The 12,351-nt window shown below is 70.2% G+C and carries 2 protein-coding genes; both read right to left on the bottom strand.

Features of this window, described 5'->3' with window-relative positions; genetic code table 11:
* Positions 1 to 93: 93 nt before the first annotated feature.
* Positions 94 to 6,153 carry an AAA family ATPase gene (locus WME97_RS29650; protein ID WP_437542329.1) on the bottom strand — a complete coding sequence of 2,020 codons (6,060 nt, stop codon included), beginning with the start codon at positions 6,151 to 6,153 and terminating at the stop codon, positions 94 to 96.
* Between the two features lie 155 nt (positions 6,154 to 6,308).
* Entirely contained in the window at positions 6,309 to 12,350 is a 6,042-nt protein-coding gene (locus WME97_RS29645) for an AAA family ATPase (RefSeq protein WP_437542328.1), read from the bottom strand.
* Between the last annotated feature and the right edge of the window lies 1 nt (position 12,351).

The raw sequence follows: 12,351 nt of genomic DNA, 5'->3' as shown, positions 1-12,351 counted from the left end.
GCGACGCCGTCGTCCATGCACAGCGATAGCGGGGACGGAAAAGGATCTGCTGAGGCGCAGTCGGGTAGCGAGCACGCAGCGCGGAGCGCGCGCCTACGCCTGCGGGAGCAGGGCATCCTGGCCGTCCGTCTCTGTCTCCGCCGCATGCAAAGGCAGCTCGACGACGAACGTGGCGCCCGCGCCCGGCTTGCTCTCGACGCGGATGGCGCCGCCATGGGAGGTGACGATCCACCGCACGATGTAGAGGCCGAGTCCGAGACCGCCGAAGTTGCGGACGGAGACGGCGCGCTCGAAGCGCTCGAAGATCCTGGCCTGATCGGCCTCAGCGATGCCCATGCCGTGATCGCGGACGACGAGCCGCGCGCGGTCGCCCTCGCCGCGCACGACGACGTGAACGGGGGCGCCTGCGCCGTACTTGATCGCGTTGGAGAGCAGGTTGATGAGGACCTGCTCCATCCGAGAAGCATCCCAGTCCCCGACCACGGGCCCTTCCAGATCGAGCTCGGCGCGGCAGCGCGCGCTCGCGAGCTGCTGTCTCATCCGCTCGACGACCTCTCGCGTCAGGGCCGCCAGATCGAACGGCGCGCGCGAGAGGGTCAGCTGGCCGGCGTTCAGTCGAGTGACGTCGAGCAGCTCATTGACCAGGTGGGCGAGGCGCGCGATCTGTCGGCTCAGGACCTGGAGCGCGGCGTCGATGCGCTCCGGCGAGATCTCCGCGCGCCGGTAGCGGGGCAACAGCCGCTCGAGCAGGTGCGCCTGCATCTTGAGCGAGGTGAGCGGGGTCTTGAGCTCGTGCGAGGCGACGAGGAGGAACTCGTTCCGGCGCTCGATCGCCTGCTGGGCCTCGGCGAACAGGCGGCTGTTGTCGAGGGCGAGCGCCGCACGGAACCCGAGCTCCTCGGCGAGCCGCAGGTCGGAAACGCCATAGCGGGGTCGGGGCGCGGTCCCCAGCAACGTCATGACCCCGAAGCGCCGGTCGCGCGCGAGGAGCGGGACGCGGAGGAAGGAGTGAACGCCGAGCCGCTCGAGCAGAGGCGCGGCGCGGACATCGCCCACCTCGGGGTGGTCCGGCGAGGCGGCTGCCAGGGGCCGCAGCGCGTCCATCACCGCGCCTGCGACGTCGTCCGGCACGCCCGCGGTGACCGCCGTGACCGCGTGTCCCGGGTCGCCGCCAGCGATGCCCCCGTCGATGACGCACTGATCGGCCAGCTCGGGCACGGCGAGCCGCGCGACGCTGTCGAGCGTGGCGCTGTAGCCGAGGGCCATGAGCTTGCGGCTCGCGTCGGCGAGGAAGCGCTCGGCCACCTCGGCGCGCTTGCGCTCGGTGATGTCGGTGGAGATGCCGCAGAGCGCGCCGGGCATGACCTCATCCCCGAGAGGGAACTTGAGCGAGAGGAAGGTGTGCAGCCCGTCCTCCAGCGGCAGCTCCTCCTCCCACTCCATCGGCGCGCCCGCCTCGCGCACCTTCCTGTCGTGGTCGTTCAGGGGCTCCGCGACTGGAGAGCGCAAGAGCTCGGCGACCGTCTTTCCGACGATCGCCTCGATCGGCATGCGCATGATGGCGCCCACGTGCCGGTTGGCGAGCAGGAGCCGGCCTTCGTGATCCTTGACGTAAATGGCCGTGGCCGAGTTGTCGACGATGGCCCGCAGGGTCGCCTGGTTGGTCTTCAGCGCCTGTTCTGCCCGCCGCCGCTCGGTGTTCTCCCGCTCGACCTCGGCATACAGCATGGCGTTCTCGAGCGAGATGGCCGATTGCGACGCGAGCAGCTCGAGCACGCTGAGCCGCCCGGGGGTGAACGCCCCGGTGATGAGCCTGTTCTCCAGGTAGAGCAGGCCGAGCAGCCGGGCCCGGTGCACGATCGGGAGACACAGCACCGATCGCGGCCGCTTGCGCGCGAAATACGCGTCCTCCGAGAACGGGTGTCTGGCGGAGGCGTCGGCGAGCAGCACGCGCTCGTGGCTCCGCCGAACGTAATTGAGGATGGACTGCGGCAGCTCGGTGGTCGCCGCCTCGCCCGCCTCGCCCGCGTCGAGCAGCCGAGCCGCGCCGCCGGAAGCGGCGATCGCCGCCGCGGCCGACACGCGATCTTGCCGGACCAGGAGCACATAGCCCTCCTCGGCGCCCGCGTGTTCGACCACGATGCGCAAGAGCGTCTCGAGGAGGCGCGGGAGATTGAGCTCTCCGGAGATGCTCTGAGAGGCCTTGACGACGGAGAGGACGTCGAACTGCTCGGCCCGGACGGCGAACGTGACGGTGGGCGCGATCGGCTTGCGCGGGGCGAGGTGGGGATAGCGCTGGTCGAGCTGATCCACCTTGGCGTGGGCCCCCCAGCGAAAATAGGCGGCGCGCGCCTTCTCCAGGTAAGCGTCGGCGGGCGTGGCGAGGCCGCGCGCGTGGTAGAACTGGGCTGCGAGCTCGCAGGCGATGGCCTCGTGCTGGACGAAGCCGCCCTCTTGCGCCGACGCGATGGCCTGCTCGTACAGCCGGATGGCCTCCGGCTCGTGCCCCCGGAGCCGGGCGATCTCGGCGCGGACCAGCGTGTGTTTGTGGAGGAAGTTGTCGGGGCCGTTCCTGGCCCACTCGCCGAGCCGCCGCTCGCAGTCGAGCAGCTGCTCGGGGACCTCACGCGGGGAATCCCGCTCCGCGTGCGGTGCGTGCGGTGCGTGCGGCACGTGCGGTACGTGGACGAGCGCCGCGATCGCGAGCCCTGAATAATAGAAGTTCTCGACGACGAGGGCGGTCGGCACGACCCCGTGTCCATGCTCGAGCATCGCGCGGGCCGCCGTCTCGATCGCCTCTCCGGGAGAGCCCAGCACGAAGAGCGCCTGGGCCTTCATTTCGTGATAGAAGCTTTGAACGTTTTGCAGCTCCCCCTCGCCGAGCCGCGCCTCGAAGGCCGGCGGATCCAGCTCGGATCCATCGAGCATCGAGAAGCGGGCCGGCCTCCCTCGCAGCGTCTGGACCACGCCGCGCGCGCCGAGGAGGACGCCGTGGGCGAACGGGTGACCGGCGCTGCGCACGAAGCCGAGGCGCTCCTCGACCTCGTGAAGCACGTCCTCCAGCGGCTCGCCGGAGAGCAGCCGGAACAGCGCGTCCCACATGCAGTTGAAGCACGCGTGGTTCAGATCGCCCGACTCGACCGCGGCGCTGAAGCCGGCGCGCGAGTACGGGGTCGTCTCTCGGTAGTGGCGTGTCCAGAAGACGACATGCTGTCCGAAGATCGTGAACGCCATCGCTTTCGTGGTGAGGAGGCCGCTCCTCTCCGCGAGGTCGCAGCCGAGCTTGCCGAAGCGATAGGCCTCCTGGTATCGCCCGAGCTTCGGGCCGAGCACCCTCGCGAAGGAGGTGTAGGCGTGAGAGGAGCTCTCGGCGTTGCCGTGGCGCAGGCTGAGCTGGACCATGCGCAGGACGATGAGAAAGGGGAGGCTCGGATTCACGAAGGCCGCGGGGATGCCAGCGCCCAGCAGCACGCTCATCGTGGCCTTGATCTCAGGGTGCGTCATGGGGGGCAGGTGGATCAGGTCCTCGATCGCCCGGTCGCCCAGGGCCTGCCAGACGCTCTTCGTCTCCTCTTCGAGCTGTGCGTCGGTGGGGAGGAAGGGAAGATCGATGTCGTGGGTGCGGAGCCACGCGAGCCCGATCTCCGCCGCGCGCGCGTATTGCCCGCGGGTGACCTTCAGCGTGATGACGAGCTCGACGACGGCGGCCGTCTCGCCCCTGGTCCTCGCGCGATCCTCGAGCTCTTCGAGCATCCGCTCGGCGTCGTCGATGGCGCCGGTGATGTAGGCGACGTGCGCGCGCTCGAAGGTGAGGCCATAGGTCAGCTCGTGCTGCGTCTCCCAGGAGTCCGGCGAGAGCAAGGAGAGGCCCGCGGCGAAGAGCGCGGCGGCGGACTGGAAGGCCGCCGCGGCCTTGGCCTTCCTGCCGGCGCGGAGGTTCAGCGCGGCCACCTCGTCCCGCTCGGCCCGGGAACGGAGGAGCGCGGCGCCGCGGTTGAGGTGGCCGACGGCGTCGAAGAGCGCCTCGTCGCCCTCCTCCGGGCGCCCCTCCCGGCAGAGGAGCTGGCCAATCCGGAGATGCACCTCGGCCAGCTGCTCTGGCGGGATGAGCGAGGTTGCGGCTTGCTGCACCCGGTCGTGGAGAAATCGATAGCCGTTTCCCTGGCGGAGGATCAGCCCCTCCCGGACCGCCTCCTCGAGCGCGTCGCGGAGCTCCGCCGGGCTGCGGTGCGCTAGCCGCGCGAGGGTGTCGAGGTCGAGGGTGCTGCCGAGGCACGCGGCGAGCTTGAGCGCGTCGCGCGTCGGGACCGAGAGCCGGTTCAGCTTGCCCGCCATCAGCTCGACGACGTTGTCGGTGAACCCTTTGTCTCGGATCGCGGCGATATCCCACCGCCACATGCGCCGCTCTGCATCGACGGCGATGAGCCCCTCTTCGTGCAGGGCCATGAGGAACTGGAGAACGAAGAACGGGTTGCCGCCGGTCTTCTGGTGGACGAGCTGCGAGAGCGGCTCGACCTCTGCTTCGGGCGCGTGGACCGCCTCGGCGACGAGCGCCCCGACGTGGGCGGCGGAGAGCGGCTCGAGGACGAGCTCGGAGACGGCGGCGCCGCGTCGTCGGGCCTCGGCCAGCGTGAGCCGCAGCGGGTGCGCTGGGCCCACTTCATTGTCCCGGTAGGCGCCGATCAGCAGGAGGTGCGCGTCGCCGGCATGGGTGGCGAGGTGCTCGAGCAGGAGGAGGCTGGCTGCGTCGGCCCACTGGAGATCATCGAGGAAGAGCGCCATGGGGTGCTCCTTCCGGGCGCACGCGGCGACGAAGCGCTGGAGCGCCGCGTGCAGCCGGCTCTGGGCCTCGGTGGGCGGGAGCTCGGGCACGGGGGGCTGCGGGCCGAGGAGCCGCTCGATCTCGGGGAGCACGTCGGCGAGCAGCCTGCCGTCCTGGTCGAGGGCCTCCCGGAGGCGCTCTCTCCAGCGCTCGACCTGCTCCTCGCTCGCGCCGAGGATCTCCTGAAACAGCGCCCGGAACGCCTGAAGGAAAGCACGGTAGGGGACATCCCTCGCGGTCTGATCGAACTTGCCGCAGACGAAGAAGCCGCGCTCGCGAATGACGGGCCTGTGCAGCTCGGCGACGAGCGACGACTTGCCGATACCCGAGTACCCGCACACGAGCACGAGCTCGGGCCGACCCTGCGCCACCACCCGCTCGAACGCGGCGAGCAGCGCCAGGGCCTCGCGCTCGCGGCCGTAGAGCCGCTGCGGGACGCGAAACCGGTCCGAGAGATCGCGCTCACCAAGCGCGAAGGGCTGAATATCGCCGCTCGCCCGCCACCTCGCGAGGCACGCGTCGAGGTCGTGGCGCAGGCCGAGGGCGCTCTGGTAGCGCTCCTCGGCGGCCTTGGAGAGCAGCTTGAGCACGACCTCGGAAAGGACCGGTGGAATCGAGGGCACGAGCGCGTGGGGCGGGACCGGGCTCTGCGCGATATGGCAATAGACCCACGCGACGGGATCGCTGGCGTGGAAGGGCAGGGTGCCAGTCAGCATCTCGTAGAAGGTGACGCCGAGGGAGTACAGGTCGGTCCGCTCGTCGATCCAGCGGTTCATCCGGCCCGTTTGCTCCGGCGCCATGTAGGCCAGCGTCCCCTCGATGAGGCTGTTGTGGACGAGGTCCTGGGATTCGCGGGGGGAGAGGGAGGCGATGCCGAGATCGGTGATCTTCACCTCGCCGGTGTCGGGGTTGTAGAGCAGGTTCTGGGGCTTGATGTCCTTGTGGATGACGTGGTGTCGGTGGAGCTCGGCGAGCGCGCCGGTGAGGCGCAGGGCGAGGGGGAGGAAGCGCTCGATCGACATCGGGCGCGTCGGCCCGTCGCCATCGAGCAGCCGATCGAGCGAGCGGCCGCCGAAATCCTCCAGGACCAGCGCGGCCTGGTCGCCGAGCGATTCCATCGCGTAGGGCCTGACGATGACCGCCGTATCGAGCGCTCTGGCGACCTCGAGCTCGTGCTGGAGCCTGCCGAGGGCGTGAGGGCTCGCGTGGTCGCGCCGCAGGACCTTGAGCACCACCGGTCGGCCGTCCTCCTCGCGCCGCGCGCGGTAGAGGATGGTATCCGCACCTTGGTGCAGCACCTCCAGCACACGGTAACGTGGACTATGGGGCATAGGAGGATCTTTGAACGCCGGACGTCACGGACGTCAGCGGCGTGCTGCGGCTCAATTCGGTACACTGCCAAAAGCACTGCGACCCGTCACGAGCAAACGGCGGTGCGTCAGCGCCCGCTGAGGCAGCTGTCGGGGTGTGAGCGCGCAGCGCGTGCCTACGCCTGCGGGAGGAAGGCGCCCTGGACGTCCGTCTCCGTGTCCGGCGCGCGCAAAGGCAGCTCGACGATGAAGGCAGCGCCCGCGCCCGGCTTGCTCTCGACGCGGATGGTGCCGCCGTGGGAGGTGACGATCCACCGCACGATGTAGAGGCCGAGGCCGAGGCCGCCGAAGTTGCGGACGGAGACGGCGCGCTCGAAGCGCTCGAAGATCCTGGCCTGATCGGCCTCGGCGATGCCCATGCCGTGATCGCGGATGATGAGCACGCCGCGAGCGCCCTCGCGGCGCACGACGACGTGAATAGGGCCTCCCGCGCCATACTTGAGCGCGTTCGACAGGAGGTTGATGAGGATCTGCTCCATGCGGAAAGCGTCCCAGTTGCCCACCACGGGCCCTTCCAGCTCGAGCTGGGTGCGGCAGCGGGCGTCGGTGAGCTGCTCGTGCATCCGCTCGACGACATCGCGCGCCAGGGCCGCCAGATCGACCGGCGCGCGCGCGAGGGTCAGCTGGCCGGCGTTGAGGCGGGTGACGTCGAGCAGCTCATTGACCAGGTGGCCGAGGCGCGCGATCTGTCGGTTGAGGAGCTGGATAGCGGCGTCGATGCGCTCCGGGGCGACCTCGGCGCGCTGGAGGCGGGGCAGGAGCCGGGCGAGCAGGTGGGCTTGCATCGTGAGCGAGGTGAGCGGTGTCTTGAGCTCGTGGGAGGCGACGAGGAGGAACTCGTCGCGGCGCTCGATCGCCTGCTGGGCCTCGGCGAACAGACGGCTGTTGTCGAGGGCGAGCGCGGCGCGGCTCGCCAGCTCCTGGGCCAGCCACAGGTCGGCGGGGCCGTAGCGGCGCCGTGGCGCGGTCGCCAGCAGGGTCATGACGCCGAAGCGCCGGTCGCGCGCGAGGAGCGGGACGCGGAGGAAGGAGTGAACGCCGAGCGGCTCGAGGAGGGGCGCGGCGCGGAGGTCGCCCTCCTCGGCGTGATCCAGAGAGCTCGCCGAAAGGGGCCGCAGCGCGTCCGTCACCGCGCCTGCCAGCTCGGTCGGCACGCCCGCGGTGACCGACCGCCCCGGGGTGTCCTGGGCGAGGTCCACGTCGATGACGCACCGGTCGGCCAGCTCGGGCACGGCGAGCTGCGCGACGCTCTCGAGGGTGGCGCCGTAGCCGAGGGCCATCAGCCTGCGGCTCGCGTCGGCCAGGAAGCGTTCGGCGAGCTCGGCGCGCTTGCGCTCCGTGATATCGGTGGAGATGCCGCAGACCACGCCGGGCATGACGCTCTCGCCGAGCGGGAACTTGACGGACAGGTAGGTGCGCAGCTCGCCGTCTATCAGCACCTCCTCCTCGAACTCCATCGGCTCGCCCGAGTCGAGCACCCGCCGGTCGTGTTCGTCGATGGTCGCGGTGGCGGCGGCAGGCAAGAGCTCGGCGCTCGTCTTTCCGAGGATCTGCTCTGTCGGGATGCCGAGGCCGCGGCACACCTGCCGGTTGACGAGCAGGTGCTGGCCATCGCGATCCTTGAGGTAGATGGCTGCGGCGGAGTTGTCGACGATGGCCTGCAGCGTGGCCTGGCTCTCGCGGAGCTCGCGCTCCGCCCGGCGCCGCTCGGCGTTCTCCTGCTCGATGTCGGTATAGAGCATGGCGTTCTCGAGCGAGATGGCCGACTGCGACGCGAGCAGCTCGAGCACGGTGAGCCGCCCTGGGGTGAACGCGCCGGTGACCAGGTTGTTCTCCAGGTAAAGCAGCCCGAGCAGCCGCGTTTGCCGCACGATCGGGAGGCACAGCACCGACCTCGGCCTCTTGCGGCCGAAATACGCGTCTTCTGAGAACGGGTGCCGCCCGGAAGCGTCGTCGAGCAGCACACGCTCGTGGCTGCGGAGGACATAGTTGAGAATGGATTGCGGCAGCGCCGCCAGGGCCTCGCCCGCGTCGAGCAGCCGCGCGGCGCTCCCCGACGCGGTGATCGCCGCCGCGGCCGACACGCGATCTTCCCGGACCAGGAGCGCGACCCCCTCTCCGGCGCCCGCGTGCTCGACCACGATGCGCAGCAGCGTCTCGAGCAGGCGGGGGAGCTTGAGCTCTCCGGAGATGCTCTGAGAGGCCTTGACGACGGACAGGACGTCGAACTGCTCGGCGCGTACGGCGAAGGTGACGGTGGGGGCGATCGGCTTTCGCTCGACGAGGAAGGGATACCGCTGGTCGAGCTGCTCGACCTTGGCGTGGGCGCCCCAGCGGAAGTAGGCGGCGCGCGCCCGCTGCAGGTGGGCGACGGCGGGCGTGGACAGGCTGCGGTCGAGGTAGAAGCGGGCGGCGAGCTCGCAGGCGATGGCCTCGTGCTGGACGAAGCCGCCCTCTTGCGCCGACGAGATGGCCTGCTCGTAGAGCCGGATGGCCTCCGGCTCGCGCCCGAGGAGCCGGGCGATCTCGGCGCGGACCAGCGTGTGTTTGTGGAGGTAGTTGTCGGGGCAGCTCGCGGCCCACACGCCGAGCTGCCGCTCGCACGCGAGGAGCCCTTCGGGGAGCTCCCGCTCTGGCGAGGTCGCCGCGTCGCGCGCCTCGTGCGCGTCGTCGAACACCGCGGCGACCGCGAGCGCGTGAACATAGAAGGTCTCGGGGATCTCGGCGCCCGCGTCCATCCTCCAGTCGTAATCGACGACGACACGGGTCGACGCCGCGAGCGCCTCCCTCGGAGAGCCGAGGAGGAACAGCGCCTGCGCCTTCAGGCTGTAGTACAAGCTATGAGCCCCGTACGCGGATCCCGGCGGAAGCCGCGCCTCGAAGGCCTCCTGATCCAGCTCGGAGCCGTCCAGCATCGCGTAATGGACAGGCCTCCCGCGCAGCGTCTGGATGAGGTACCGGACGCTGAGGAGGATGCCATGGATGAACGCGTAGCCGGCCTTGCGCACGAAGCCGAGGCGCTCCTCGGTCAGGCGGAGGACGTCCTCCAGCGGCTCCCCGCAGAGCAGGGGGAACACCGACGCCCAGACGCAATGGTAACACGCGTTGTTCAGATCGCCGCATTCCACGGCGACGTTGAAGCCGAGGCGATTGTAGGGGTAGGTCTCCCTGTAATGGCGCGTCCAGAAGACGGTCAGCTGCCCGAACAGGAAGAACACGGTGGGCTTCGCGGCGAGATCCTCGCTCCTCTCCGCGAGGTCGTAGCCGAGCTTGCCGAACAGGTAAGCCTCCTTGTATCTCCCGAACCGCGGGCCGAGCACCCGCGCGAAGGCGGTGTACGCATGGGCGGAGCTCTCGGCGTTGCCATGGAGGAGGCTGAGCGTGACCATGCGCTCGAGGACCAGGTGATGCAGGTTCTGGTCCACGAAATACGCAGCGACGGACACGCTCTTCAAGATGCTCATCGCGATCTTGATCTCCGGGTGCGTCATGGGGGGCAGGTGGATGAGGCCCTCGATCGCCCGGTCGCCCAGGGCCTTCCATACGCTCTCGGTCTCTTCGTCGATGCGCGCGTCGGTGAGGTGTGTTGGCAGATGGATGTCGTAAGAGCGCAGGAAGGAGAGGCCGATCTCCACAGCGCGGGCGCTCTGCCCGCGGGTCACGTGCAAGGCGACGGCGAGCTCGACGACGGCGGCCCTCTCGATCTTGGTCATCGAGCGATCCGTGAGCTCCTCGAGCAGCCGCTCGGCTTCATCGAAGTTGCCGAGGATGTACGCGCAGCGCGCTCGCTCGAAGCTCAGGGCGTGGGTCAGCGCGTACTGCGTCTCCCAGCGTTCCTGCGGCTCGCCCGCGAGGAGGGCCATGCCGGCAACGAAGAGGGCGGCGGCAGATTCATACGCCGCGGCGGCCTTGGCCTTCCTGCCGGCGCGGAGGTTGAGGGCGGCGAGCTCGTCGCGCTCGGCCTGAGAACGGAGGAGCGCTGCGCCGCGGTTGAGGTGGCTCACGACGTCGAAGAGCGCGTCCTCGCGCTCTTCGGCGCGCTGCGCCTTCAAGAGCAGCTGACCGATCCGGAGGTGCACCTCGGCGAGCTGTCCAGGCGGGATGAGCGAATAAGCGGCCTGCTGCACCCGGTCATGGAGGAAGCGATAGGCGCTGTCCCTGCGGAGCAGCAGCCCCTCCCGCACGGCCTCCTCGAGCGCCTCGCGGAGCTCCTCCGCCGGACGGCGCGCGACCACCGCGAGGGTGTCGAGGGTCAGGCTGCCGCCGAGGCAGGCGGCGAGCTTGAGCGCGTCGCGCGTCGGGACCGGGAGCCGCTCCAGCTTGCCGGCCATCAGCTCGACGACGTTGTCGGTGAAGCCCTTGTCGCGGATGGCGGCGATGTCCCACCGCCATGCGCCCTCGTCCGCATCAAAGGTGATGAGCCCCTCGTCGTGCAGGGTGATGAGGAACTGGAGCAGGAAGAAGGGGTTGCCGCCGGTCTTCTCGTACACCAGCCGTGAGAGCGGCTCGACCTCTGCTTCGGGCGCGTGGACCGCCTCGGCGACGAGCGCCCCGACGTGGGCGGCGGAGAGCGGCGTGAGGACGAGCTCGGAGACGGTGGCGCCGCGCTGCTGCACCTCGGTCAGCGTGAGCCGGAGCGGGTGCGCGGGGCCGACCTCGTTGTCGCGATAAGCGCCGATCAGCAGCAGGTGCGCGTCGCCGGCGAGGGTGGCGAGCTGCTCGAGCAAGAGGAGGCTACCGGGGTCGGCCCATTGCAGGTCGTCGAGGAAGAGGGCGACGGGGTGCTCCTTCCGTGCGCAGGCGGCGACGAAGCGCTGGAGCGTGGCGAGCAGCCGGCTCTGGGCCTCGGCGGGCGGGAGCTCGGGCACGGGCGGTTGCGGGCCGAGGAGCAGGGCGAGCTCGGGGAGCATGTCGGTGAGCAGCCCGCCGCTCGGGCCGAGGGCCTCACGGAGGCGCTCTCGCCAGCGCTCGAGCTGCTCCTCGCTCGCGCCAAGGATCTCCTGCACGAGGCCCCGGAAGGCGTGAAGGAGGGGGCGGTAGGGGACGTCGCGCTTGAGCTGATCGAACTTGCCGGAGAGGAAGGAGCCGCGCTCGCGCACGACGGGCCCGTGCAGCTCGGCGACGAGCGAGGACTTGCCGATGCCCGAGTAGCCCGAGACGAGCACGAGCTCTGGCCGGCCGTTCGCGACCACCCGCTCGAACGCGGCGCGCAGGGTCTCGATCTCGCGCTCGCGGCCATAGAGCCGCTGCGGGATCTGGAACCGATCGGAGACGTCGCGCAGCCCGAGCGGGAAGGGGTCGATGGCGCCGCGCTGGCGCAGCTGGGAAAAGCACGTGTCGAGGTCGTGGCGCAGGCCGAGGGCGCTCTGGTAACGCTCCTCGGCGGCCTTGGAGAGCAGCTTGAGGACGACGGCGGAGAGCTGGGGTGGAATCGAGGGGACGAGCGCGTGAGGCGGCCGCGGCGCCTGGGCGATATGGCAGTAGACCCACGTGACGGGGTCGCTGGCCTGGAAGGGCAGGGTGCCAGTCAGAAGCTCGTAGAAGGTGACGCCGAGGGAGTACAGGTCGGTCCGCTCGTCGACGCGGCGGTTCATGCGGCCGGTCTGCTCCGGCGCCATGTAGGCGAGCGTGCCCTCGATGAGCCCGTCGTGCGCGAGCTCCTGTGCCCCGCGGGTGGAGAGGGAGGCGATGCCGAGATCGGTGATCTTCACCTCGCCGGTGTCGGGGTTGTAGAGCAGGTTCTGGGGCTTGATGTCCTTGTGGATGACGTGGTGTCGGTGGAGCTCGGCGAGCGCGGCGGCGAGTCGGAGGGCGAGGGGGAAGAAGCGCTCGAGCGACATCGGGCGCATCGGGCGCATCGGCCCGTCGTCATCGAGCAACCGGTCGAGCGAGCGGCCGCCGAAGTCCTCGAGGACCAGCGTCATCTGGTCGCGGAACGGCTCGATCCCGTAGGCCCGGACGACGACCGGCGAAGCGAGCGCCGTCGCGACCTCGAGCTCGTGCTGGAGCCTGCCGAGGGCGCGGGGGCTGGCGTGGTCGCGCCGCAGGACCTTGAGCACCACCGGCCGGCCATCCTCGTCGCGCCGCGCGCGGTAGAGGATCGTGTCCGCACCTTGGTGCAGCACCTCCAGCACGCGGTAACGTGGACTATGGGGCATA

The organism is Sorangium sp. So ce367 (assembly GCF_051520455.1).
Lineage (GTDB): Bacteria > Myxococcota_A > Polyangia > Polyangiales > Polyangiaceae > Sorangium > Sorangium cellulosum_B.
Note: the sequence above shows the minus strand (reverse complement) of the source record. Positions and strands in the feature narration are given on the sequence as shown.

What these genes read in the sequence shown, in the direction of transcription:
- WME97_RS29650 (WP_437542329.1), bottom strand. Translation starts at nt 6,153, where the DNA reads ATGCCCCATAGTCCACGTTACCGTGTGCTGGAGGTGCTGCACCAAGGT.
- WME97_RS29645 (WP_437542328.1), bottom strand. Translation starts at nt 12,350, where the DNA reads ATGCCCCATAGTCCACGTTACCGCGTGCTGGAGGTGCTGCACCAAGGT.